The sequence below is a fragment of the Gordonia sp. YC-XJ4 genome, assembly GCF_059511865.1.
Genome location: NZ_CM183447.1, coordinates 5595959 through 5620310, shown reverse-complemented (window position 1 = coordinate 5620310; position 24352 = coordinate 5595959). Strand labels below are relative to the sequence as shown.

Below are 24352 nucleotides of genomic sequence, written 5' to 3'. Positions count from 1 at the left end.
GTCACATGACCGACATCCAATCCCCCAGCCGCCCTTACACATACGCGGCGAGCGACGCCGCATTTGCCCGTGCCGCCAAGGTGATTCCCGGAGGTGTCTACGGCCACCTGTCGCCCACCGAGGGCATGCACATCCCGCGATCGGCCTTCCCGAAGTTCTCCTCACATGCCCAGGGCACCCGATTCTGGGACCTCGACGGCAATGAATTCATCGACTACATGTGCGGATACGGTCCCAACGTCCTGGGTTACGGTGATCCCGATGTTGCTGCCGCAGCCGATGTCCAAGCGCGCAAGGAAGATACCGTCTCGGTTCCGTCGGTGGCGCTCGTCGACTTCGCCGAGGTGATGGTCGACACCGTCGCGAGCGCCGACTGGGCATTCTTCGCCAAGAACGGTGGCGATGTGACGACGCTGGCGATCATGACCGCGCGCGCCGCCACCGCACGCCGCCGAATCGTCTTCTTCTCCGGCTACTATCACGGCGTCGACCCGTGGGCACAGAAGCTCGACTATCCCGGCGTCCTGCCGCAGGATGTCGGTGGCAACATCGAGGTCAAGTGGAACGACATCGACTCGCTCAGAGAGACTTTCGTCGAACATCGCGGTGAGATTGCCGCCCTCATTGCACAGCCGTACCAACACGGGAACTTCGCCGACAACGAGCTACCAGCGCCTGGGTTTTGGGCCGCGGTTCGTGCACTCTGTGACGAACACGGAGTGGTGCTCATCGTCGACGACGTGCGCGCCGGCTTTCGTCTCGACCTCGCCGGCAGTGACCATCACTACGGCTTTTCTGCCGACCTCATCTGTTTCTGCAAGGCGATTGCCAACGGCTACAACGTGTCCGCCCTGTGCGGCCGGGAGAGCTTGCGGTCGGCGGTCAGCAGCATCACCTACACCGGTAGCTACTGGATGAGTGCGGTCCCGTTCGCCGCCGGTATGGCAACCATCGCCAAGCTCAAAGAACTCGATGCGCCTGCGTTGTTCCGGGAACTCGGCACTTCTCTGACCGAAGGTCTCGTCGACGTCGCCGCCGGTCACGGTCTGACCCTTGTCGCCTCCGGCGAGCCCGCGCTGTTCTACCTTCGCATCGCCGACGATCCGTCGTTGATGTTGCATCAACGCTGGATCGCCGAATGTGTTCGACGCGGGGTGTTTCTCACCTCCCACCACAACCACTTCATCAACGCCGCCCTCACCTCCGACGACATCGTCCGAACACTGGAGGTCGCCGACGAGGCGTTCGGTGCAATCGTGTGAAGACTGTCGGCACACACGCCCGGCGTGCCTCAGGTGAGCCCCGACTGCTCCGCCGCAGCCACCGCGGCCTCACCCGCGGAGGTGTCCTTCAGGGCGACACCCGACGCGCCGAGTTGCCGGGCGCCGGCGACCAGCGCCGCGACGATCCGGGCGGCGTCGGCGTACCCGAGACCGTCGGGTGGGTGGATGTTGGAGATGCAATTGCGTTCGGAGTCACGCCGACCCGGCTCGGGCGCATAGGTGAGGTAGATACCGAGACTGTCGGCCACCGACAGGCCCGGCCGTTCGCCGATGATGACGATCAGCATCTCCACACCGAGTGCCTCACCGATGTGGTCGCCGAGGGCCACCCGGGCCTGGGAGGCGAGAACCGGTGGCGCGACGGTGAATTGCGGTGTCAGAGCCGACGTCAGGGCGTCGATGAGGGCGACGGCGTGGGTGTCGACGGCGGTCGCCGACAGTCCGTCGGCGATGACGATGCCGATGTCGGCGCCCGACGACTCGATCGATGACAGATCCGCGGGCATCCGGCCGAGGTCGGGCCGCCGCAGGTATTCGGCGCGGGAGGAGGCCCGGCTGGTCACCGCGATCGGTTCGCCGAAACCCAACTCCCGCAGTCCCTTGCCGACGGTGTCGATGTCCATCGGGGTGTGGACGGCGTCGCGGGCGGCGGCGTGATCGGCCTGGAAGGTGAGGACGTCGCGCGTCGAGAGGGTGTATCCGCTGCGCCGCAAACCGATTCGCGCCTGTGTGGTGCGCCGCATCAGGTCCCACGGGTCGTGGGCGGGGGTGTTGCCGGTGCTCATGAGGCGGCCAGTCCGCGCAGCGGTGAGGTGTGCGGATCGAGGGGGGTGACCCGTCCGCCCTCGTCGGCCATGCCGATGGTCTGCATCCACGCCTCGAATTCCGGTGCGGCGCGCAGTCCCATGACCTCGCGCAGGTAGAGCACGTCGTGAAACGACAGGCTCTGATAGCCCAGCATGATGTCGTCGGCGCCGGGCACGGTGATGACGAACGGGCAGCCCGCCAGGCCGAGCAGACTCAGCAGGGTGTCCATGTCGTTCTGATCGGCCTCGGCATGGTTCGTGTAGCAGACGTCCACACCCATCGGCAGGCCGAGGAGCTTGCCGCAGAAGTGATCCTCGAGGCCGGCGCGGATGATCTGTTTGCCGTCGAACAGGTATTCCGGCCCGATGAATCCGACGACGGTGTTGACCAGGAGCGGGTCCAGCGCCCGGGCCACCGCATACGAGCGGGTCTCCAGGGTCTGCTGATCAACCGGCCGGCCGCCGGTGCCCAGGTGCGCCCCCGCCGAAAGTGCCGATCCCTGACCGGTTTCCAGGTACATGACGTTGTCGCCGACCGTGCCGCGCCCCAACGATCGTCCGGCCTCGTCGGCTTCGCGCAGCACGGCGAGGTCGACACCGAATCCGCGGTTGGCGCCCTCGGTTCCGGCGATGGACTGGAAGACCAGGTCGACCGGCGCGCCTTCCTCGATGAGCCCGATGGTGGTGGTCACGTGCGAGAGCACACACGACTGCATCGGAATGTCGAAGCGGGTGCGGATCTCGTCGAGCAATCTCAGCAGGGTGGCGGTGGCGTGCGGTGAGTCGGTTGCCGGGTTGATCCCGACCACCGCGTCACCGCAACCGAGCAGCAATCCGTCGAGCAGTCCGGCGGCGATGCCGCGCGGATCGTCGGTCGGATGGTTGGGCTGTAGCCGCGTCGCCAGGCGGCCCGGCAATCCGATGGTCGTGCGGAACGCCGAGATCACCTCGACGCGACGGGCGACGGCGATCAGGTCCTGGTTGCGCATCAGTTTGCTCACCGCCGCAACCATTTCCGGTGTCAGCCCGGGTGAGACGGCACGCAGCCGGCGTGGTCCTTCCGGATCACCGACCTGTTCGAGCAACCAGTCGCGCAGGCCGCCGACGGTCAGGTGTGACACCGGCGCGAAGGCCTCGCGGTCGTGGGTGTCGATGATCAGCCGGGTGACCTCGTCGGACTCATACGGCACCACCATCTGTTCGAGGAATACCGTCAGCGGGAGGTCGGCGAGCACCCAGGCGGCGGCGGCGCGCTCGGCGTCGGACTCCGCGGCGCACCCGGCCAGCTCGTCGCCCGAGCGTGCGGGCGTGGCCTTGGCCAGCACCTCGACGAGGTCGGCGAAGGTGTAGGTCTGTCCGCGCAATGTCTGACGGTAGGTCACGAGAGTCCTTCTTCGGCGTCGGCGATGGCCTGGAACTCTTCGTCGGCGGTGGCGAAGACGAGCCGCTTGCGGCTGTAGAAGCCAAAATAGCCCATGATCACCGCGAACACGATCAGACAGCCGGTGGCGGCGGTGATGTCGACGAGGAAGGTCGCGATGACCGCGAGGACGGCGACGACGAGGGCGAACGAGGTGGTGACGATGCCGCCCGGCGTGCGGTAGGGGCGTGGCAGCTGCGGTTCGCGCACACGTAGCACGATGTGACTGATCATCATCAGCACGTAGCTGAGCGCAGCCCCGAAGACCGCCATGTTCAGCAGCATCGCGCCCTCACCGGTCAGTGACAGGCCGAATCCGATGACGCCGGGCACGATCAACGCCAGCGTCGGCGCCTTGCGAGAGTTGGTGACCGACAACGACTTCGGCAGATAGCCGGCGCGCGACAGCGCGAACAGCTGCCGGGAGTAGGCGTAGATGATGGAGAAGAAGCTCGCGATCAGGCCGGCGAGGCCGATGTAGTTGACGACGGTGTGCGCCGCGCCGCTGCCCAGCGCCTCGACCAGCGGGTTACCCGAATCCTGCATGGCCTCGGCGCCACCGGCTCCCGACACCAGGAACAAGACCAGCGCGCAGGTGAACATCAGCGCGCACATCGCCGCGATGATGCCGCGCGGCACGTTGCGGGCCGGGTCCTTGGCTTCCTCGGCGGCCAGCGGGACACCCTCGACCGCGAGGAAGAACCAGATCGCGAACGGGATCGCCGACCAGATGCCCAGAAATCCGTGCGGGAGGAACGAACTCGCACCTGCGGCGTCGGTGGGCGCGATGTTGGTCAGGTTGGCCCACGAGAAGTCGCCGAGCGCCGCGATCGCGAAGATCAGTAGCCCGAGCAATGCGATCGCGGTGATCACGAACATCACCTTGAGTGCTTCGCCGACGCCGGCGAGGTGGATGCCGATGAACAGTGCGTACGCGGCGAGGTACACCCACCATCCGTCGGTGATGCCGAACAGATGCAGCGATTCGACGTAGGACCCGATGAAGGTCGCGATGGCCGCCGGGGCGATCGCGTACTCGATGAGCACAGCGGTGCCGGTGGCCATCCCGCCCCACGGCCCGAGCGCACGACGGGCGAAGGTGTATCCGCCGCCGGCCGCGGGCAGTGCCGAACTCATTTCGGCCATGCCCAGCACCATCGCCAGATACATCGCGGCGATGATGACCGCGGCGATCGCGAGACCTCCGAAACCGCCCTGGGCCAGGCCGAAGTTCCAGCCGGAGTAGTCACCGCTGATGACGTAGCTGACGCCGAGCCCGGCGAGCAGCACCCACCCGGCGGTGCCCGTCGCGAGTCGGCGTTTGTCCAGGTAGTCGGTGGTGGCAGCGGTGGCGTCGGCGACGCGACCGTGTTCGGTGGTGCTCATGGGCGCCTCTTTCGGTGGGCGGCGAGATCGGCGTCGGTCTCGCCGGGAAGGGAACGAGAATCGACGCTACGAGGTGTGTGTCACGTCACAATGGCGCCCATGTAAGGCATGTCGAGAATCACAGACGCCGACATTCTCACGCTGGTTAACACGGATGAAACATGAAAACGACGCGCGGAAACGCGCTCTCGGCCACCGTGGAGGGCGCCATGTCCTCGTCGATCTCTCGCCGTCGCGCCACCGGATCGCCACTCGTCGCCGACGAGTCGCCCGTCCGGGGGCTCACGCGTCGTCAACTCCCCTTCATACCCGTCTTCGCGCAATCGGTCGCGGCCATCGCCCCGGCCGGCACGTCGGCGGTGACGCCCCTGTTCGTGATCGCGGCGATCAGTGGTTCCGGTGGCGTGCTCGCCTTCGCCGCGGCCGCCGTCGTCATCATGCTCGTCGCTGCGTGCATCCGGCCGATGGCCCAGCGACTGGCGGTGGTCGGCGGGCTGTATTCCTATGTGGCCCAAGGGTTCGGACCTCGTGTGGCGCTACCGACGGCGTGGTCGGCGATCCTCGGCTACGGCTCGGTGAGCATGGCCGGATTGCTCGCCGTCGGGCTATATCTGAGCCATATCGCGGTCAGCCTCGGCGTGGCCGCCGCGCCGTCGGTGATCGCGATGTGTGTCATCGTCGTCGCGTCGGCGGCGGTGATGACGGTATTGATGGTGCGCGGGGTCAAGGTCTCGGCAACGGCAATCCTCGGCATCGAGATCGTCGCCGTCGTCATCATGGTCGGTCTGATGCTGTGGTTGGGGATCACTCACCGCGGTGCCGGATATTCGGCGGCCTTCACCTCGCACATCGACCCCGGCTCGATGGGTCTCAACATCGTCGTCGCGGTCAGCGCATTCGTCGGATTCGAATCCGCGACCACCCTCTCCGCCGAGGCCCGACGTCCCTTCCGCAGCGTTCCCCGCACCCTGATGTGGACGCCGCCGGCCGCTGCGGTGATCTATCTGCTCGCGGTCACCTCGCAGTCGGTGGCGATGGCCGGCGCCCCCGAGCGCATCCGGGAGAGTCCCACCCCACTGGCCGCCCTGTTCCTGTCCGAAGGCACCCGCGTCGCGTCGGTGATCCTCGACCTCGGCATCGCGACCTCCTTCTTCGCCTGCGCGCTGGCCTCGGTGAATGCACTGGTCCGGGTGCTGTTCACGCTTGGCCGCGAGCAGGTCGTGCCCGCCGGTTTCGGCCGGGCGCACCGGCGGTTCCACACCCCGGCGTTCGCGACGGTGTGCGCGATGGGCGCCGTCGTCGCCGGGCCGCTGATCTTCCTGTGGTGCGGCGGCAACCCGCAGACCGGCATCCGCGACTTCTTGACGCTGAGCGCGCTGGGCTACATGGGCAGTTACCTCACCGCATGCCTGGCGGCGCCGGCGATGTTGCGTCGGATTGGCGAGGCGAGCCGCGCGATCACCGTGCTGGGTGCGGTGACGGCGACGATCCTCGTGGTACTTCTCGTCACCGGCTTCACCACCGACGTCGGCAGCGGGGGGTAAGTCCCCTGGAGTGGTGGGGTTTGGGGGCCGGGGTTTGGGCTGACGACGGTGTGGCGGCCCGCCAAGGGGGTGGGCCATCGCGTAGTGGTCAATGAGTTACGACCAAGTAGCTCACGGAAGGACACACCACGCGATGACCCACTCCCATTCTGGCGTACACGCCCAGTTGGATGCACTCCTGTCCGCCGATCCGCAGGCGATGTTCGCCGAACTGGTGCGGGCCGGCCTGCAGGCGCTGATCGAGGCTGAAGCCTCAGCCAAGATCGGCGCCGGCAGGTACGAGCGCAACGAGGACCGCACCACGCACCGCAACGGGTACCGAAACAAGACTGTCTCGACCCCGGCCGGCGATATCGAGGCGCGGATCCCGAAGCTGCGATCGGGGTCGTTCTTCCCCGCTCTGCTCGAGCGGCGCCGGCGCATCGACCGGGCCCTGTACGCGGTGATCATGCAGGCCTACGTACACGGGGTCTCTACACGTGCAGTGGACGATCTCGTACGGGCTCTCGGTGTAGACACTGGCATCTCGAAGTCTGAGGTGTCCCGCATCTGCGCCGAGCTCGACGCCGAAGTGGAGGCGTTCCGTACCCGCACGCTGGCCCACACCGAGTTCCCGTACGTGTTCGCTGACGCGACGTTCTGCAAGGTCCGTATCGGTGCGCACGTGGTATCTCATGCCATGGTCGTGGCCACTGGCGTTTCCGCTGATGGCACCCGCGAAGTGCTCGGCACGGCGGTCGGGGACAGTGAGTCGTACGAGTTCTGGAATGACTTCCTGCGCTCCCTGAAGGCCCGTGGGCTATCCGGGGTGCACCTGGTCATCTCCGACGCCCATGCGGGCCTCAAGGCGGCCGTAGCCAAGCAGTTTGTGGGCGCCTCCTGGCAGCGCTGCCGGGTGCACTTCATGCGCAACCTGCACGGCACGGTGGCGTCAAAGCACGCACCCGCGGTGACCGCGGCGGTCAAGACGATCTTCGCCCACACCGACCCCAAGGATGTGGCCGCGCAGTGGGACCAGGTCGCCGACACCTTCGCCGGCTCGTTCCCCAAGGCGCACCAGATGATGCGCGAGGCCAAAACGGACGTGCTGGCGTTCACCGCGTTCCCCCGCGGACACTGGCAGAAGATCTGGTCCAACAACCCCATCGAGCGGCTCAACAAAGAGATCAAACGCCGCGCCGACGTCGTAGAAATCTTCCCCAACCCGGAGGCCTTCCTGCGGCTGGCGACCTCGGTGGTGATCGACCAACACGACGAATGGCAAGTCGGTCGCCGCTACCTCTCAGAGAGCTCCATGGGCGAACTCCGAGCCGTCATCGCCGCCAAGCAGCACGCCCTCAACGCCAGCAACGGATATGATCAAAACACGGAACTCGTTGATCACTGCGACTGACCAGACGCGGAACCGATTCCCACCACATCACGGGGCACTATCGCAGCGGGCGGGTGCTGTGCGCGATCTATGTGATCTCGATGATCGTTGTCGTTGCCGCGGTGACCGTGATCGCGCGATACACACCAACCCGATTCGGCCGCGTCGGTGTCTTCGACGCCACGAGCCGCGACGACATCCTCACGGTGACACTGCGATGACGCGGGACCCTGCGATGACGCGGCAGGTGCACCCGTGGCGATAGGACGACCCGACCGTGCTGATTCGGTGGCTCGGGCGCTGCAGATCATCGAGGCGGTCGCCGATCTGGGGCTGGGCACCACCGGCAGCGAGATCGCCCGTCATCTGGGCTTCCCGCAGGCCAGCACCTACCGGCTGCTCAACGGACTGGTCGCCGACGAATACCTGGTACGGACCGCCGACCTGCGCGGCTTCGCGCTGGGTGCCCGGCTCTCGACGATGCTGTCGGGGGTGCTGCCACCACCGGTGCCCGCGCGGGCGCGGGAGCTGATCGACGAGTTCCGGTCATCGGTGCGTTTCGCGGTGCACCTGGTCTACTTCCGGCCCACCACGCTGCGAATCCTCGACCCAGACCCCGACCACCCGCTGACCGGTATCGGCGAACTCATGCGCTATCCGCACGCGTCGGCGCCGGGCAAGATCCTGCTCGCGTCGCTGTCGCAGTGGCGGGAGGTGGTCGGCGCCTCACCGGCACCGATCACCCCGGCAACGATCATCGACCTCACCCGCCTCGGCGATGAGATCGCACAGATCCGCCGGACCGATGTCGCGATCGACGACGGTGAGCTCGTCTGCGACCACGCCCACGTCGCCGTGCCGATCCTCGACGCCGACGGCGACGTCCGCGGCGCGGTGATGATCGGCGGCGTCTCCACCCGGCTCGACGCGATCCGTTCGCTGGTCGACGCGGCGAAGGGGCTCTCCTCGGCGCTCGGTCCGCTGCTGTTCTGACACCGACCTGGACATCGGCGCCCGGCGAGCGGCTACCCTCGAAGCAGTGGTGCTCGAGAAGCCTGGCACCCTCGCGCTCGCCTTTGCGATGCGAGCCGGCGCCACAGCCCGGCGTCGGCGATGGACACAATCAATCCGGCTCAAGGCCGTTGGAGGCGATATGTCCGAGAACAACGATTTCTACACCACCCGTGATTCCGGGGCCCCGGCGGGCAGCGACGAACATTCGCTGACCGTCGGCGCCGGCGGGCCGATCGTGTTGCACGATCACTATCTGATCGAGCAGATGGCCCAGTTCAACCGGGAACGCATCCCGGAGCGACAGCCACACGCCAAGGGCAGCGGTGCCTTCGGCACCTTCGAGACCACCGAGGACGTCTCGGCGTACACGTGCGCCGGGTTGTTCCAGCCAGGGGTGAAAACCGAGATGGTGGCCCGGTTCTCCACCGTGGCGGGGGAGCGTGGCAGCCCCGACACCTGGCGTGACCCAAGGGGTTTCGCGCTCAAGTTCTATACCGACGAGGGTATCTACGACATGGTCGGCAACAACACGCCGGTCTTCTTCGTCAAGGACCCGATGAAGTTCCAGCACTTCATCCGGTCGCAGAAACGTCGCGCCGACAACAACCTTCGAGACCACGACATGCAGTGGGACTTCTGGACCCTCTCGCCGGAGTCGGCCCACCAGGTCACCTGGCTGATGGGTGACCGGGGCATCCCGAAGACGTGGCGGCACATGAACGGCTACAGCTCGCACACCTACCTGTGGGTCAATGCGCAGGGTGTGAAGTCCTGGGTCAAGTACCACTTCATCAGTGATCAGGGCATCGAGTTCTTCACCCAGCACGAGGGCGATCAGATGGCTGCGGCGGACACCGATTTCCATACCCGGGATCTATTCGAGTCCATCGCCGGCGGCGACCATCCGAGCTGGACGCTCAAGGTGCAGATCATGCCTTACGACGACGCCGTCTCGTACCGGTTCAATCCGTTCGACCTGACCAAGGTGTGGCCGCACGGCGACTATCCGTTGCAGGAGGTGGGCCGGATGACGTTGCACACCAACCCCACCGACAATCACGCACAGATCGAGCAGGTCGCCTTCGAGCCGAACAACGTGGTGCCGGGCATCGGGTTCAGTCCCGACCGGATGCTGCTGGGCCGGGTGTTCTCCTACGCCGACGCGCACCGGCACCGTCTGGGCGCCAACTACAAGCAGATCCCGGTCAACGCCCCGCGCAACGAGGTACACACCTACTCCAAAGACGGTGCGATGCGGATCAATCCGGTGACCGACCCGGTGTATGCGCCGAACTCCAAGGGCGGTCCGGCAGCGACGTTCGCCGGGCAGGCCGAGCCGCAGTGGGCCGCCGACGGCGACATCATCCGCAGCGCCTACGTCGATCATCCCGAAGACGACGACTGGGGTCAGGCGGGCACGATGGTGCGCGAGGTCCTCGACGACGCCGCCCGGGATCGCTTGGTGGACAACATCGTCGGTCACCTGCTCAACGGTGTCAGCGAGCCCGTGCTGGCCCGGGCCTTCGAGTACTGGAGCCGGGTCGACACCGATCTGGGCGCCAAGATCAAGAAGGGTGTCACCGAGAAGGCCGACGAGCCCGACCCGAAGAAGGCCGAGCAGGGCAATCCGGCGCGCTCGTCGATGCAGCAGAAGGTATAGCTCGGCTGCCGAATACAGATACCACGTGAGCGGGCTCCGACCCCCGATTTTCCGGGTCCGGAGCCCGCTCGCGTGGAAGCCGTATTCGTGGTGGGAGGATCGAGACATGGAATTCGACGACGTCATCCGCACGACTTTCGCCGCACGCGAGTTCACCGACGATCCGGTGACCGACGAGGTGCTGTGGGAGATCCTCGACACCGCGCGCTTCGCGCCCAGTGGCGGTAACCGCCAGGGCGCACATGTGATCGTGGTGCGAGACCCGGACACCAAGCAGGCGATCGCCGAAGTGAGCAAGACCGGTGCCCGCCGCTACCTGGCCCAGCGTGCCGCGGGCGAAATGCCGTGGAACGTCGTGCATCCCAGCGCGGTCACCGACGCCGACCTCGCCGTCACCGAAGGCGTCGACGAGTTCGTCGCCCCGCTCGCCGCTGCGCCGGTGCTGCTGGTGGTGACGGTGAACCTGGAGGTCGTGGCGTCGATGGACAAGGACCTCGACCGCATCGGCGTGGTCCCGGGTGGCTCGATCTATCCGCTGGTGTGGAACATCCTCACCACCGCACGTTCTCGCGGATTCGGCGGCACGATCACCACGATGGCCGTCACCGAGGAACCCGGCGTCCGCGAACTCCTGGCGATCCCCGACACCCACGCGGTGGCGGCGGTGCTGCCGCTGGGCAAGCCGGTCAAACAACTCACCCGGCTACGGCGGGAACCCGTCGAGGACTTCGTGACGCGAGAACGCTTCGACGGCAACCCATTCACGCGATAGCGCGGGCGCTCCAACGTCAGTTCCCCGATTCCGTCAGTCGACAGATTCGGCATGACGGTCGTCGAACACCCGCCAGCGCCCGGACCCGCCGTCGGCCGCCCCGATGTGGTCGACCAGGCCACGATGGCCGGCCTCGCGTGCACAGTGCGCGCAGCAGAAGATGTCGTTGCCGCTCTCGAGTCCGTGCCCGAGGATGCGGCACCGGCAGTGTCCGCAGTGCGGTGCGAGAGCGGCGATTGCACATTCGAAGCTGTCGAAGACCCCGCCGGAGTGCGGATCCGTCCCGATCGTGATCGTCATCGCCCGCGGATACTCGTTGCCGCACATGTCGCAGATGGCCATAGCCGTCTCCTCGTCTGAATGGTGGGGAAGACTTCCCGCTGTCCGGGGATACCCGGGGACGCCGAGGTCAAACCCGTAGAACGCCGCGATTGACCCGCGTTCGCGATGGGTACCCCGGACCATATGACACGAGCAGCAGACGAGGCACCCGGTTTACGCATCATCGCCGAACCCGGCTTGCCCGCCACCATCGTGGAGAAGTCCGAGGACGAGATCCGCGACGTTCTGGAGCCCAACGCATTCGAGTACGCGGGGCTGACGGTGGCCGACGAATCGTCGCTGGAGCTGGAACCCAAATCCAACCTGGAGGCCGTGCGCTCGGGCGAGACACTCGGCCCCGAAGCGGTGGTGTTCCTCACCGAGATACCGAGATTCGCCGAGAGTCGTACCCGCACACCCGATGTGGTGTCGATCGAGGTCGACGCCGGGCGCGAGTCGGCGGTGATCTCCGCGCCGGCCTTCGGCCCGTTCCCGCGGAGGCGACTGATCGACGCGATCGGCCTCGCCGCCGGCCGACTCGGTGGTCGGCGAGAGCCCCAGCCGGGCGGGCGCCGCTGGTCGACCGACCCGACAGCAGGCACCGACCGACTGCTCGACGGCGGGCGAATCGGCCGAATGCGGTTGACACTGGGCATGGTTCGGGGCAACCGGCCGTGGCGGCTGATCCCCACGCTCACCGGCATGACCGCGGCCGCGGCCGCCGCGGCCTCGTTCGGGGTGTTCTTCACCTCGATCTGGTCGATGGCCGATGCGCTGAGCGTGTGGCGGCTGCTGGGCATCTCGCTGCTGTCGCTGGTTCTCGCGACCGTCTGGCTGGTGGTCAACAATCGGCTGTGGGACACCCCGCGCCGCACGACGGCGCGGCGTGCGCGGCTCTACAACATCGCCACCGTGGTCACCGTCGCCTTCAGTGCGGCGGTGCTCTATCTCGGATTGTTCACCGCGACCCTGCTCGCCGCGGTCATCGTCATCGACTCCGGGTTCATGACGCAGACGCTGGGGGCGCCGGTCGACGTGTGGAACTACCTGAGCCTGGCGTGGCTGGCGACGTCGTTGGGAATGTTCGCAGGCGCCATCGGGTCGAGCGCCGACAGCTACGATGACGTCCTGCGCGCCACCTACGGCTACCGGGAGCGCACCCGCCGGCAGGCCGAAGACGACCGCCGGCACAACGGGGGTTTTGCCCGGCGAAGGGATGGGTAAGAACCAAGTCAGAAGCCAACCATCGTGAGGAGAGGATCAGTGACAGACAGCGGCGTGAGTGGTGGCGGCGGGCAGACGGTGATCGTCGACCTGTTGGACGCCTCCGGAGAACCGGTGGAGCTCGCCGTCGGCGCGGAGTCCGACCGACTCTCGATCATCCGGTCGGTCGTCGAGCGCACCCTGTACCTCGCCGACTGGACCGTCGACGAGGTCACCGACGTCAAGATCGCGATCGACGAGATCTGCTCCCAGCTCATCTCCGCAGCCGTTGCCGGTGCGCGGGTGCACCTGTCGCTGACCGTCGGTCCGACCGGTGCGGTGGCCCGCGCCGCGAGCCCGGTGATCCCCGGATTCGAGATCGACACAACAGGTTTCGGGTGGCGGGTGGTGACCACGCTCACCGATGCGCACACCATCGAGTGTGTCGATCGTCCCGATCACCGGGATCTCACCGTCACGATCGGTAAGACGCGGCAGCGGTGATCACCGCCCACCCGGCGGCCTCGACCGAATCGTAGACGTCGATACCCGTCTCCCCGGCGCATGCGCGGATCGGCCGTGCGATCGGGGTACCGCCGACCACGGCGACAGGAATGCCCTGGTGAGCGGCCTCGTCATGGAAACCGACCAGAACCCCGAGTCCGGATGCGCTGAGGAATCGGACATCGGTGAGGTCGAGGACCACACCCTCGGGCTGCTTGGCCAGCACCCTGTCGAGGGCCACCGCGAAATCGGCGGTGGTCTGCATGTCGATGGCGCCGGAGAGATGCTGCACGCAGAACGACCGTCCGACGGCCATCGGTGTGGACGCGCGATCACGATGCGGCGCCGAGTACGTCGCTGCTGAATCATCCGGGTCGTTCGCCGGATGGAAAGTCATGTTGGTGTCGAGCTGTTTCATGGCGGCCTCCGTCGCATAGGTGACATCGGAGTCAGTGAAAGATCGGAGTCGGTGAAAGGATGCGACGAGACGGAGATGGTCCAGTCCGCGCCGCTCGCAGCTGCTTGACTGAACCGCTGTGTCCAACCGTACGGACCGGCGGGTAGGTCTTCAAGGGGAGTTTCGGGTCCGGCGCAACTGGGTACGGTGACAAGAGAGCCATATCTGCCGGTCAATCGTCCGAGAACGCCACCTCGGGCCATGGAGGATTTGTTTGTCGCCGTCTACGCAAGGACAGGATCGCCGTGATGACGAGTACGCCGACGTCATCCCGATGCTGGCGGAGATGCGGGCCGAATCCGACGCCGACCATCGTTCGGTTCTGCGGGATCGGGTGATCGAGCGCTGCCTGCCGCTGGCCGAGCATGTGGCCCGCCGTTTCGCCGACCGTGGGGAGGCCTTCGACGATCTCGTCCAGGTCGCCCGGATCGGGTTGGTGAACGCGGTGGATCGCTTCGACGTCGAGCGCGGCGCGAATTTCCTGTCGTTCGCCGTGCCGACCGTGATGGGTGAGGTCCGGCGCCATTTCCGTGACGGCACGTGGAGTATGCGCGTGCCGCGTCGCAGCAAGGAGATCTCACTGCGGATCGGCCGGGCCGCCGACGAACTGGTGCAACGCCTCGGGCGTTCGCCGCGACCCAGCGAACTCGCCGAATTCCTCGACCTCTCCGTCGACGAGGTCATCGACGGTCTGATGGCCCGGTCGGCCTACAACTCCATCTCCATCGATGCCGAGGCCGACGAGCAGCGGCAGTCGATCGGCGACACGCTCGGCGACGACGACGAACACCTCGCTGCGGTGGAGGATTACGTCACGCTGGCCCCGGCGATGGCCCGACTCCCCGAGCGTGAACGAAACATCCTGTCGCTGCGCTTCTTTCGTGGGATGTCGCAGAGCGAGATCGCCGCGGAGGTCGGCATCTCGCAGATGCACGTGTCGCGGCTGCTCTCCCGGACCCTGCGGGCCCTGCGGGAGGAGCTGACCGATCCCGAGGAGGACGCTCCTTCCGCCGGGTGACCGCGATTGTCGCGTGCCGTCAGGGCTTGAGGGTGATCTTGACCGCGCCGTCCTGCTTGTTCTGGAAGATGTCGTAGGCGTGCGGCGCCTCGTCGAGCGAGAGTTCATGAGTGGCAAAGGAATCCACTCCCAGCGGGTCATCGTCGCCGAGGAGCGGCAAGATGTCGGGAACCCAGCGTTTCACATTCGCCTGACCCATCCGGAGCTGAATCTGCTTGTCGAACAACGTGAGCATCGGGATCGGGTCGGCCGTGCCCCCATACACCCCGCTCAACGAGATGGTGCCACCGCGGCGGACGGCGTCGATCGCGGTGTAGAACGCGGCCATTCGGTCCACACCGGCGTGCTGCATGAGTGGCTCGGCCACCGCGTCGGGTAGCAGACCGACCAGACGCTGGGCCATCTGATTGACCGGCGAGCCATGGGCTTCCATGCCGACGGCGTCGATCACCGAGTCGCTGCCGCGTCCGTCGGTCCGTTCCCGGACCGCTTCGGCCACGTCGTCGACGGCGTCGAGGTCGATGGTGGTGATGCCGCGGGCCTCGGCACGGGCGAGTCGTTCGGGTACCCGGTCGACGGCGATCACCCGCGCACCCCGATGGGCGGCGATGCGGGCGGCCATGTCACCGATCGGTCCGAGGCCGAGCACCGTGACGGTGCCGTTGTCGGGGATGCCCGCGTACTCCACGCCCTGCCAGGCGGTCGGCAGCACGTCGGACAGGTAGACGTACCGGGAGTCCGGTGCGTCGTCGGGCACCTTGATGTGGGTGAACTGTGCTTGCGGCACACGGAGGTACTCGGCCTGCCCGCCGGGCACCGACCCGTAGAGCTTCGAGTAGCCGAACAGTGCCGCACCCATCCCCTGATCGCGGACTTGTGTTGTCTCACATTGGGTGTAGAGCCGGTCGTCGCACATGCGGCAGGTGCCGCACGAGATCTGGAACGGGATCACCACACGGTCGCCGACCCGCAGTTCGCCGGTGTCGGCGCCGACTTCCTCGACGACACCCATCGCCTCGTGTCCGAGGATGTCCCCGGGAGTCATGAAGGCGCCGAGGACCTCGTACAGGTGCAGATCGGATCCGCAGATGTTGGTGGAGGTGACCTTGATGATCGCGTCCGAGGGTTCTTCGATCTTCGGGTCGGGCACCTCGTCCACCGACACCGTGCGCTTGCCCTGCCATGTCACCGCTCGCATCTGTTCCTCCTGGTCGCTGATGGTCTCCCGTCAGCGTGCCCAGGTCGGCGGTGCGTCAAACATGGGGTGCGTCAAACATGTTCGGCCCGAGAGCATTCACGCGGACCTGACCTGGCCGGGTGCGCGTCAGGCCTTGCGATCGACACCTTCGGCCATCGACGCCAGCCGGCGGAGGCACTCGCGCAGCCGCGGTGCCATGGCGAGGTGCTGCACCTCGTCGGGTAACCAGGACATGGGCGGGGTCTCGGCGTGCTCGACCATCTCCAGCTGTGTGCCGTCGGGGTCGGGCCGGACCGTCACGACCACGCGCGCCCTGCCGAACGGCCATGCGGCCGCGGACAACTCGAGCGTGGTGGCGTCCGGGCTCGTGGTGTCGATGCGACGAACCCAGGTCTTGTCGTCGAGCAGCGCGGGCCACGCGCCAACCGAGTGGTGGATACGGGTGCCGGCAGCCGGCCACCCCGCGTCGACCTGTCGGATGCGGGCGGCTCCGACCACCCACGACGAGTACAGCCAGCCGTCGGACAGGACCGACCACACCTGGTCCGGGCTCGCCGTGCTGTGCTCGATCACGGGCTTCATGGCTCGATCACCTGTGCCCCCTCGGACTCGACCGGGTCGACCGACTCGTGGGCGGTGAGTAGCAGGTGGTCGAAGTCTTGCCGGACGGCGTCGGGTACCTCGATCGCCTGGCTGCCGGTGAGGATGCTGCGGCACAGGCTGCTGACCTTCACGTTCGTGGTCTGCGATCGCCATTTGAGTACCTCGAAGGCCTGCTCGGCGCTGACGCGGTAGGCGAACATGATCATTCCCTTCGTCTGCTCGATGACACCCTGGCTCTCGCGGAAACGGTTGATGTGGTGGTCGATCTGATCCTTGACGACGTTCGTCTCCCACCCGTCCATGTCCAGGTAGACGCCCTCGGTGCCGATTGCGACCCCCGACGCATCGAGGAGCGGATGCCCGATCACCACGACGTGATGGAGCACGCCGCGCGTGTCGATGATGCGGTGTCGGCTGGAGAACGGGCTGTGCTCGGAGAGCATCCGCTCCACGAGGCGCTCGAAGTCCTCGCGATCGTCGGGGTGCTTGTGACCGACCATCAGTTCGGTCGTCGGCTCGACCTCGCCGGGAGCGTAGCCGTGTAGAGCGGCGACCTCGTCGGACCATTCCCATCGCTGCGTGGCGAAGAAGAAGCGGAAACTCCCGACGTTGTGGGCGCGAGCCGTGGCGTCGAAGGCAGCATCACGTCCGGCGTCATCGAGCACTGAGAAACCTCCACACGTGAATCCAGTAGAAGTGCCAGCGGGCTCGGGCATGATCACCTTACTCACCTGCCCCACCCGCGTCACCTTCGCTGCCGCCGCGCAGTGGTGCGGTCCAGGCGTTTTGCGGATACCGGCCGCGGATTCGGGACCTTGGTCCCGTCGGTCGGCTGCGGACGGGGGTGAATGGGAGTACGCAGGGAAGGGTGACGCACACCGAGGACTCCGGCGCATCCATCCACGCGAAGATCGCCGAACTCGCGCGCGCCGTCCACGGGGTGTCCGAGGCGGAGTTCGGGCCGGACCGCGTCATCCGACACGTCACCGAATCGGCGGTGCAGATCCTGCCCGACGTCGACCACGCCGGGTTCACCATGGTCGTGCGTGATGCGGCGGGTACACCCACGCTCGAGTCGACGGCCGAGACCGATCTGATCGCCCGCCAATTCGACGTGCTGCAGCACGAGTATGGCGACGGCCCGTGCTTCGAGGCCATCTGGAACGAGCGGATCGTCGGCATCGACGACGTGGAGACCGAGCCGCGGTGGCCCGAACTCATGCGGGCGGTGCGTGAACGCACCCCGATCCGGTCCAATCTGTCGATCCAGCTGTATGTGTCCGGCCGCGAACTCGGTGCGCTCAATCTGTTTTCCGGCACCCCGCACGCCTTCGACGAGGAGGCCCGCGATCTGGCCGAGACCCTCGCGACGCATGCGGCGATAGCGCTCAACACCGCGCACCGGGGCGAGCAGTTCCGCAGCGCGCTGGCCAGCCGAGACCTCATCGGGCAGGCGAAGGGCATGATCATGGAGCGCTTCCGCGTGGACGCGGTCCGGGCCTTCGAGATCATCCGGCGCCTCTCCCAGGAGTCCAACACCCCGGTCGCGGAGGTGGCGGCACGGATCGTCGCGGCCGAGGAGTTCGACGATCGGGAACGCAGTTCGTGAGAGCCGGGTAGCGTCGGACGCCATGGATGCGCAGCGCGTGGCCGACACGCTGGAGATACAGCACCTGTTGACCGGGTACGCCAGGGCCGTGGATACCCGCGACTGGGAGCGATACCGCTCGTTGTTCACCGCCGACGCGACGATCGACTACCGCTCATCGCCGTTCGGGATCGTCGGGTCCGTCGACGAGGTGGTGGAGTGGTTGGAGGCGGGACTCTCGGCACTGCCGATGACCATGCATTACGTGATGAACATCGACGCGACCATCAGCGGTGACACCGCCACGGTCACCGCGCAGTTCTACAACCCGATGCAGATACCCGGCTTCGACGAGCTGAGTACGTGCGGCGGCTATTACCACCACACGATGGTCCGCACCGCCGACGGCTGGCGCAGCCGCGGCATGCGTGAAGAGATCCTCTGGTTCGTCAATTCGCCTGTGCCGCAGCAATGATCATGGTCTGCTGCAGCTTTCGTGGGCACTTTCAGTCGACCGCACCTGCCAAGGCGTCCGCGGCACGCACAAAGGCCAGGTGCGACAAGGCCTGAGGGACGTTGCCCACCTGCCGCCGGTCGCCCGGGTCGTATTCCTCGGAGAACAACCCGAGGTCGCTGGCGGTGTCGCAGGCCCGGGTCATCAGTGTCTCGGCGTCCTCGACGCGCCCGCTGCGGGCGTACTGTTCGACGAGCCAGAACGTGCACGCCAGGAAGGGGTGTTCGGTGCCCGAGACGCCGTCGACGCCCGATTCGGAGCGATAGCGGGCCACCAGTCCGTCGGGCATCAGGTCGCGTTCGATGCGCTCGACGCAGGCCAGCATCCGCGGGTCGTCCGGCGCGCAGAAACCGATCTGCGGCAGTTGCAGGAGTGCGGCGTCGACCTCGCCGGTCCCCGCGTATTGCACGAAGTAACCGCCGTCGGGATCGACCATGCGGCTGTCGATCTCGGCTCGCAGATCGTCGCGGTGCCGCTTCCACTTGTCCAGCGGGCCGGTCAGGCCGAAGTCCTCGATCGCCTTGACGCCGCGGTCGAAGGCCGCCCACTCCTGGGCCCGTGAATGGGTGAAGAACCTCGGTTCGCCACGCATCTCCCAGATGCCCTGGTCGGGCTGGTCGAGGTAGGCCTCGACGCGCTTGAGCAGGTGCCGTTGCAGGGGCCAGGAGAAATCCGTCTCGGGGAGTCCGGCCGTCCGCGCGGTGTGTAGCGCGACCATCACCTCGCCGATGGTGTCGGCCTGGAACTGGTCGACGGCGGCGTTGCCGACCCGGACCGGGGTCGAGTTCTCGTAGCCGGGCAGCGGCAACTCGCGTTCGGGCAGATCACGTTCTCCGGCAATGCCGTAGAGGATCTGTACCCGTTTCGGGTCACCGGCGATCGCACGCATCAACCAGGTGCGCCAATGATCGGCCACATGCAGGAAGCCGTGGCAGATCAGGACGTCCAGCGTCAGTGCCGCATCCCGTAGCCACACATATCGGTAGTCCCAGTTGCGTTCCCCGCCAGGCATTTCCGGTAGCGAAGTGGTGGCGGCGGCGACGATGCCACCGGTGTCGAGGTTCGACAGTGCGCGCAGGGTGACCAGGGATCGGACCACCCGATCGCGGTGCGGCCCTTGATGTTCGATGTGGCTCGCCCACTCGGTCCACCACTGTCGTGTCGTCTCGAGGGCGGTGTCGACGTCGAGTGGTGCGGGTTGCGGCCGGTAGGAGTGATACCAGGTGAGGACGAGGTCGCGGTGCTCGCCGGCGTCGACGGAGAAACCTGCGCGGTGGACGTGGTCGGTGGCGCGCAGGGTGACGCCGCGGAGTATCACGGCATCCGGTCCGGCGATCGCCAGGAGGGCGGGTTCGTCCTCGCCGACCTGACGTACCCAGGGGACCGACCGGGCGTAGTCGAAGCGCATGCGCAGCGATGTCGTGAACTCGACTGTGCCGGTGATCCCGACGACGCGGCGTACCAGGTCGACGCGCCCGCCGTCGACGGGCATGAAGTCGTGGACCTCGGCGACACCGGTTTCGGTTTCCCACCGGGTGACCAGGATGAGCGTGTTGCCGTCGTAGTGGCGGCTGACCGGGGTCGCGTCGCCTGCGGGCTTCAGCGACCAGCTTCCGTGTTCGTGGGAGCCGAGCAGCGACGCGAAGATCGACGGTGAATCGAATCGTGGGACGCACAGCCAGTTCACGCGTCCGGTGCGGGAGATCAGTGCCCCCGTCCGGCAGTCGCCGACGAATCCGAGGTCCTCGATGCGGGTGGTCATCCGTCGATTCTGCCCTCACTCGACCGGCTCATGGGCCTCTCAGGTCAGCGTCGACACGAACAATCGGAGCGCCTCGATGGTGGTGGCCTCGACGATCTCGGCGGGTTCGCCCTCGAATCGGCGACGCCGCGTCTCGGCGTGGCCGCCGCTGAACACGCCGAACCACACCGTTCCCGGCTCGTCCTCCTGCGGCTGCGGCCCTCCTTCACCGGTGACCGCGACCGCCACGTCGGCGCCGAGCAGACGCGCCGTCGAGGTGGCCATCGCCGACGCCGCCTCCGCGCAGACGACCGGCCCGGGCGGTACCTCGAGCAGCCCGTGTTTGACCTCGGGGCGGTACGCGACGATGCCACCGGCGAACCACGCGCCCGAGTTCTCCGCCCGACTCAACGCCGCGGCGATGTTTCCTCCGGTCAGCGATTCGGCGACGGCCAGCGTGCGGGTCCGATCGCCGTCGGCCAGATGGGAGATCGTGGCGCACAGGTCATCGATCGGCTCCGTGCCCGACATCATCGAGCTCCTTTCCTTCGACGTGCATTGCTACCGCGGTGGGTACCCGCCCGAGCTCGCATCCACACCTGCGCGGTCGCGGGTGTGAGTAGGCTTCGGACGAGGCCTGCTGCGTCCACCGGTCCGGTGTTCACCGGACATGATCACCAGGAGAAGCCATGACGGACACCACCCTGATCATCTTCGGAGCCACCGGTGATCTGACCAAGCGGCTGCTGTTGCCCGCCCTGGGGCAGTTGCTCGACCGGGAGCCGGATCGCCGGGTGCATCTCATCGGGGTCGGTCGATCGGAGCGTGACGCCGACACCTGGCGCGGCGAGGTACGCGAGGCGTTCGGCGACGATGCCGGCCCCAGCGCCCTGGCTCTCGCCGACGAAACCGTCTACCGGCAGGGCGATCTGACCGATTCCGACGATCTGTCGCGGCTCCTCGGCGAGGCCAAGGGACGTCCCGTGCTGTACTTCGCGGTGCCGCCGGCGGTCACCGAGAAATCGTGTGAAGCGTTGCGGGATGTGGACATTCCGGACGGAACGATCCTCGCCCCGGAGAAGCCATTCGGCACCGACGAGGCCAGTGCGCACGCGCTGAACCAATTGCTCACCCAACTCGTCCCCGAGGAGCAGGTCTTTCGCGTCGACCACTTCCTCGGGCAGTCGGTGCTGCTCGATCTGCTCAGCGTGCGCTTCGCGAACCGGATGTTCGAGCCGGTCTGGTCGGCCGACCACATCGAGTCCGTCGTCATCCGCTATGACGAGGATCTCGGGCTGGAGGGGCGTGCCGATTTCTACGAGGGCACCGGCGCATTGCGGGACATGGTGCAGAGCCACTTGTTGCAATTGCTCGCCGTGGTGGCGATGGATTCGCCGGCGACGCTCGGCGAACGCGACCTGCGAGATGCGACGGGCGCGGCGCTGCGTGCGGTGCAGATCTGGGGCGACGACGCGGTCGCCCATTCCCGTCGGGCGCGCTACACCGCGGGAGAGGTCGACGGCAAGCAGTTGCCGTCCTACGTCGATGAGAAGGGCGTCGATCCCGCACGCCACACCGAGACGCTGGCCGAGGCGACGTTCGGCGTGCGCACCGCGCGCTGGGATGGGGTGCCGTTCACGCTGCGCTCCGGCAAGGCCCTGGCGCCGCCGGTCAAGGAGATCGCGCTGACGTTCCGGCCGGTGCGTCATCTACCCGCGCAGTTCGGCACCGAAGTGGCACCGAATGTGTTGCGGCTCAAGCTCGGTCCGGATGTGATGAACGTGCAGCTGAACATCCACGACGGCACCAACCCGTTCGCCGTCAAAACCATCGACTTCGACGCCGACCTCGGTCACGGGTCGGTCCGGGCCTACGCCGAGGTGCTCTCGGGCATCCTCGACGGTGACGCCACCCTCGCGGTCCGCGGTGATGCGGCCGAACAATGCTGGCGCATCGTGCAACCCGTGATCGACGCGTGGGAGGCGAACAAGGTGCCGCTGGAGGACTACCCCGCGGGCAGTTCGGGCCCGCAGTCCTGGCCCGCACTCTGACGGCGTCGGGATGAAGTCGACGGCCCGTCTGCAGATCGCCGATGTGACAGTGCAATTCGGTGTCGCCTCGGAGGTCGCATACGACTATCTCAGCGATCCCGGCCGCCGCGCCGAATGGCAGGCCAGCCTGCTCCGGGTCGCCGACGAGGCCGATGTGGGGGAACCGGGTGAGGCCGGTTCGAGTTGGATCGATGTCACCGCCGTCCCCTTCGTCCGGCCGACCATGGAGGTCGTGGAGAGCCGCCGAGCGCAGCGGTGGCGCGAGATCGGGCGGTGGGGACCGGTCGATGCGGCGTTGAGTCTCGACTTCGAGGCGCAGGGCGAACATTCGACGCTCGTGCGGGCACGTGCCCATCTGACCGTGCCGTTGGTCGCCGTTGCCGGACTGTTCGGCATCCGCGTCCTCGCTCCCGCCGCGCTTGGCGCGGATCTGCGCACTGCGGCAAGGCTTCTCGAAGACAGACAGATAACCGACCATCAACAGGAGGCATCATGAGCGACCGACCACGACTCACCCCGGACGCCACCCATCCGATCACCGTCGAACCGACGCCCGGCCGGGTACGGGTGTGGCTGGGCGAGCAACTCATCGCCGACACCACGCACGCGATGACGCTGCGGGAGGCCACTTATCCACCGGTGCAGTACATTCCGCGCGACGACGTCGTCGCCGACGTGCTCACCACGAGTGCGCACAGCACCTACTGCCCGTACAAGGGCGACGCCGGCTATCACGGTCTGCGCGAGGCCGACGGTACCGAGGTCCCGGATAAGGCGTGGTTCTACGCCGAGCCCTATCGGGCGGTGGCCGAGATCGCCGATCATCTGGCCTTCTATCCCGATGCGGTACGCGTCGAGGTCGAGTGAGGGTGAAAATGGTTTTGGCAACTAGGTTGTGCAACACCTAGTTGTGTGGCACCTAGTTAAGGGTTATGGTCAGACACATGGCGACTCCTCGTCTCGACGACCAACTGTGCTTCGCGCTGTACGCCGCCTCGCGCGCGGTCATCGCCGCGCAACGGCCTGGGCTGCAAGAACTCGGACTGACCTATCCGCAGTATCTGGTGATGCTGGTGATGTGGGAAGAACGGTCGGTGGCGGTCGGCCGGCTCTGTGAACGTCTGCACCTCGATTCCGGAACCGTGTCGCCATTGGTCCGCAGGCTCGAGGGGGCCGGTCTCGTCGAACGCAGGCGTTCGACGGAGGACGAGCGGTCGATCATCGTCGAACTGACGCCGGCCGGCACGGCGCTGGGGGAGCGGTCGGATTGCGTTCTGGCGGCACTGCTGGAGGGCCTGACCGCGGCGGCCGACCAGCCCGGGGAGCCGGAGTTCGTTCCCGACGACGTCGTTCCGCTCCGATCGTTGCTCCACAACCTCATCGGAGAGCTCGACAGGCTCAACAACCTCGACAAGTCCGACAACAAGGGAGTATCAGCATGAACCATCTCTATACCGCCGAGGCGCTCGCCACCGGTGACGGCCGAAACGGGCACGGGCGCAGCGCCGATGGCCGCCTCGATCTCGATCTGGCCACGCCGAAGGAACTCGGCGGAAGCGGCGAGGGCACCAATCCCGAGGAACTGTTCGCGATCGGATACGCGGCGTGTTTCCACAGTGCACTGCGGATGGTGGCACGGTCGGAGAAGGCCGACGTCACGGATTCGGCTGTGGGCGCGCGGGTATCGTTGGATTCCGACGACGCCGGGAAGTTCGGCATTTCCGTCGATCTGGAGATCAGTCTGCCCGCGGTGGACGCCGCAGCCGCGCGCGACCTCGTCGAGAAGGCTCATCAGGTGTGCCCGTACTCGAACGCGACCCGCGGCAACGTCGAGGTCACGCTCTCACTGGCCGACGACTGAAAACGGCCACCGATGATCTGGACGAGTAGTCTGCCG

Annotated in this window: 26 protein-coding genes; 16 read left to right on the top strand and 10 right to left on the bottom strand. The window is 66.8% G+C overall.

Annotation, left to right across the window (positions count from 1 at the left end):
- Window positions 1-5 precede the first annotated feature (5 nt).
- Window positions 6-1262: an aminotransferase class III-fold pyridoxal phosphate-dependent enzyme gene (locus AC5ZH6_RS25200; protein WP_006369971.1), complete on the top strand. Its 1257-nt coding sequence runs from the start codon at window positions 6-8 to the stop codon at window positions 1260-1262.
- A 29-nt stretch (window positions 1263-1291) separates the two neighbouring features.
- Here the strand turns inward: AC5ZH6_RS25200 and eutC are convergent, their stop codons facing one another.
- The 3 genes from eutC to eat are packed head-to-tail and all read right to left on the bottom strand — an operon-like array spanning window position 1292 to window position 4895.
- On the bottom strand, window positions 1292-2068 hold the full coding sequence (eutC, locus tag AC5ZH6_RS25195; RefSeq protein ID WP_006369970.1) for an ethanolamine ammonia-lyase subunit EutC: 777 nt from the start codon (window positions 2066-2068) through the stop codon (window positions 1292-1294).
- Window positions 2065-3471: an ethanolamine ammonia-lyase subunit EutB gene (locus AC5ZH6_RS25190; protein ID WP_006369969.1), complete on the bottom strand. Its 1407-nt coding sequence runs from the start codon at window positions 3469-3471 to the stop codon at window positions 2065-2067. The genes eutC and AC5ZH6_RS25190 overlap by 4 nt, the downstream gene beginning before the upstream one ends.
- A complete protein-coding gene (eat, locus tag AC5ZH6_RS25185; RefSeq protein WP_006369968.1) occupies window positions 3468-4895 on the bottom strand; it encodes an ethanolamine permease in 1428 nt (475 codons plus the stop codon). Before eat ends, AC5ZH6_RS25190 begins: the two co-directional genes overlap by 4 nt.
- A gap of 161 nt (window positions 4896-5056) precedes the next feature.
- Here eat and AC5ZH6_RS25180 point away from each other — a divergent pair, with 161 nt between their 5' ends.
- The 5 genes from AC5ZH6_RS25180 to AC5ZH6_RS25160 all read left to right on the top strand — a co-directional run bounded on the left by AC5ZH6_RS25180 (window position 5057) and on the right by AC5ZH6_RS25160 (window position 11257).
- Window positions 5057-6439: an APC family permease gene (locus tag AC5ZH6_RS25180; protein WP_496167964.1), complete on the top strand. Its 1383-nt coding sequence runs from the start codon at window positions 5057-5059 to the stop codon at window positions 6437-6439.
- A 133-nt stretch (window positions 6440-6572) separates the two neighbouring features.
- On the top strand, window positions 6573-7832 hold the full coding sequence (locus AC5ZH6_RS25175) for an IS256 family transposase (RefSeq protein ID WP_163376561.1): 1260 nt from the start codon (window positions 6573-6575) through the stop codon (window positions 7830-7832).
- A gap of 234 nt (window positions 7833-8066) precedes the next feature.
- On the top strand, window positions 8067-8804 hold the full coding sequence (locus AC5ZH6_RS25170) for an IclR family transcriptional regulator (protein ID WP_079931130.1): 738 nt from the start codon (window positions 8067-8069) through the stop codon (window positions 8802-8804).
- Window positions 8805-8964: 160 nt separating this feature from the next.
- A complete protein-coding gene (locus AC5ZH6_RS25165) occupies window positions 8965-10485 on the top strand; it encodes a catalase (protein WP_006369965.1) in 1521 nt (506 codons plus the stop codon).
- Window positions 10486-10591: 106 nt separating this feature from the next.
- Window positions 10592-11257, top strand: coding sequence for a nitroreductase family protein (locus AC5ZH6_RS25160; RefSeq protein ID WP_006369964.1), 666 nt, complete (start codon window positions 10592-10594; stop codon window positions 11255-11257).
- 33 nt (window positions 11258-11290) lie between these two features.
- Here AC5ZH6_RS25160 and AC5ZH6_RS25155 read toward each other — a convergent pair whose 3' ends face one another.
- Complete coding sequence (locus AC5ZH6_RS25155; protein WP_006369963.1) at window positions 11291-11599, bottom strand: metallothionein; 309 nt, start codon at window positions 11597-11599, stop codon at window positions 11291-11293.
- 123 nt (window positions 11600-11722) lie between these two features.
- Between AC5ZH6_RS25155 and AC5ZH6_RS25150 the strand changes: the two genes are divergently transcribed.
- Together AC5ZH6_RS25150 and AC5ZH6_RS25145 are read left to right on the top strand one after the other, a co-directional pair.
- Window positions 11723-12802, top strand: coding sequence for a hypothetical protein (locus tag AC5ZH6_RS25150; protein ID WP_035727875.1), 1080 nt, complete (start codon window positions 11723-11725; stop codon window positions 12800-12802).
- A 39-nt stretch (window positions 12803-12841) separates the two neighbouring features.
- On the top strand, window positions 12842-13285 hold the full coding sequence (locus AC5ZH6_RS25145; protein WP_006369961.1) for an anti-sigma factor: 444 nt from the start codon (window positions 12842-12844) through the stop codon (window positions 13283-13285).
- On the opposite strand, the gene AC5ZH6_RS25140 is transcribed toward AC5ZH6_RS25145, so the two are convergent.
- The gene (locus tag AC5ZH6_RS25140) at window positions 13257-13703 is read right to left on the bottom strand and encodes an STAS domain-containing protein (RefSeq protein ID WP_006369960.1); all 447 of its coding nucleotides are present in this window, start codon (window positions 13701-13703) and stop codon (window positions 13257-13259) included. The genes AC5ZH6_RS25145 and AC5ZH6_RS25140 overlap by 29 nt on opposite strands.
- Window positions 13704-14016: 313 nt before the next feature.
- Here AC5ZH6_RS25140 and AC5ZH6_RS25135 point away from each other — a divergent pair, with 313 nt between their 5' ends.
- Window positions 14017-14760, top strand: a complete 744-nt coding sequence (locus AC5ZH6_RS25135; protein WP_006369959.1) for a SigB/SigF/SigG family RNA polymerase sigma factor — start codon at window positions 14017-14019, stop codon at window positions 14758-14760.
- A gap of 19 nt (window positions 14761-14779) precedes the next feature.
- Here AC5ZH6_RS25135 and AC5ZH6_RS25130 read toward each other — a convergent pair whose 3' ends face one another.
- The 3 genes from AC5ZH6_RS25130 to AC5ZH6_RS25120 all read right to left on the bottom strand — a co-directional run bounded on the left by AC5ZH6_RS25130 (window position 14780) and on the right by AC5ZH6_RS25120 (window position 17226).
- Window positions 14780-15958: a zinc-dependent alcohol dehydrogenase gene (locus AC5ZH6_RS25130; RefSeq protein WP_006369958.1), complete on the bottom strand. Its 1179-nt coding sequence runs from the start codon at window positions 15956-15958 to the stop codon at window positions 14780-14782.
- Between the two features lie 126 nt (window positions 15959-16084).
- Entirely contained in the window at window positions 16085-16540 is a 456-nt protein-coding gene (locus AC5ZH6_RS25125) for an SRPBCC family protein (RefSeq protein WP_006369957.1), read from the bottom strand.
- Window positions 16537-17226: a PAS and ANTAR domain-containing protein gene (locus AC5ZH6_RS25120; protein WP_006369956.1), complete on the bottom strand. Its 690-nt coding sequence runs from the start codon at window positions 17224-17226 to the stop codon at window positions 16537-16539. The genes AC5ZH6_RS25125 and AC5ZH6_RS25120 overlap by 4 nt, the downstream gene beginning before the upstream one ends.
- Window positions 17227-17429: 203 nt before the next feature.
- On the opposite strand from AC5ZH6_RS25120, the gene AC5ZH6_RS25115 reads away from it, so the two are divergent.
- Window positions 17430-18170 carry a GAF and ANTAR domain-containing protein gene (locus AC5ZH6_RS25115; RefSeq protein ID WP_006369955.1) on the top strand — a complete coding sequence of 247 codons (741 nt, stop codon included), beginning with the start codon at window positions 17430-17432 and terminating at the stop codon, window positions 18168-18170.
- A 22-nt stretch (window positions 18171-18192) separates the two neighbouring features.
- Complete coding sequence (locus tag AC5ZH6_RS25110; protein ID WP_006369954.1) at window positions 18193-18624, top strand: nuclear transport factor 2 family protein; 432 nt, start codon at window positions 18193-18195, stop codon at window positions 18622-18624.
- Window positions 18625-18655: 31 nt separating this feature from the next.
- Here the strand turns inward: AC5ZH6_RS25110 and AC5ZH6_RS25105 are convergent, their stop codons facing one another.
- Entirely contained in the window at window positions 18656-20425 is a 1770-nt protein-coding gene (locus AC5ZH6_RS25105) for a glycoside hydrolase family 15 protein (RefSeq protein WP_006369953.1), read from the bottom strand.
- A gap of 39 nt (window positions 20426-20464) precedes the next feature.
- The gene (locus AC5ZH6_RS25100) at window positions 20465-20938 is read right to left on the bottom strand and encodes a CinA family protein (protein WP_006369952.1); all 474 of its coding nucleotides are present in this window, start codon (window positions 20936-20938) and stop codon (window positions 20465-20467) included.
- A 155-nt stretch (window positions 20939-21093) separates the two neighbouring features.
- On the opposite strand from AC5ZH6_RS25100, the gene AC5ZH6_RS25095 reads away from it, so the two are divergent.
- The 5 genes from AC5ZH6_RS25095 to AC5ZH6_RS25075 all read left to right on the top strand — a co-directional run bounded on the left by AC5ZH6_RS25095 (window position 21094) and on the right by AC5ZH6_RS25075 (window position 24316).
- Window positions 21094-22455 carry a glucose-6-phosphate dehydrogenase gene (locus AC5ZH6_RS25095; RefSeq protein WP_006369951.1) on the top strand — a complete coding sequence of 454 codons (1362 nt, stop codon included), beginning with the start codon at window positions 21094-21096 and terminating at the stop codon, window positions 22453-22455.
- A gap of 10 nt (window positions 22456-22465) precedes the next feature.
- Complete coding sequence (locus AC5ZH6_RS25090) at window positions 22466-22951, top strand: SRPBCC family protein (RefSeq protein WP_006369950.1); 486 nt, start codon at window positions 22466-22468, stop codon at window positions 22949-22951.
- A complete protein-coding gene (locus tag AC5ZH6_RS25085) occupies window positions 22948-23322 on the top strand; it encodes a DUF427 domain-containing protein (RefSeq protein ID WP_006369949.1) in 375 nt (124 codons plus the stop codon). Before AC5ZH6_RS25090 ends, AC5ZH6_RS25085 begins: the two co-directional genes overlap by 4 nt.
- Window positions 23323-23399: 77 nt before the next feature.
- A complete protein-coding gene (locus tag AC5ZH6_RS25080) occupies window positions 23400-23897 on the top strand; it encodes a MarR family winged helix-turn-helix transcriptional regulator (protein ID WP_014361767.1) in 498 nt (165 codons plus the stop codon).
- On the top strand, window positions 23894-24316 hold the full coding sequence (locus AC5ZH6_RS25075) for an organic hydroperoxide resistance protein (RefSeq protein WP_006369947.1): 423 nt from the start codon (window positions 23894-23896) through the stop codon (window positions 24314-24316). The genes AC5ZH6_RS25080 and AC5ZH6_RS25075 overlap by 4 nt, the downstream gene beginning before the upstream one ends.
- The last annotated feature ends 36 nt before the right edge of the window (window positions 24317-24352 follow it).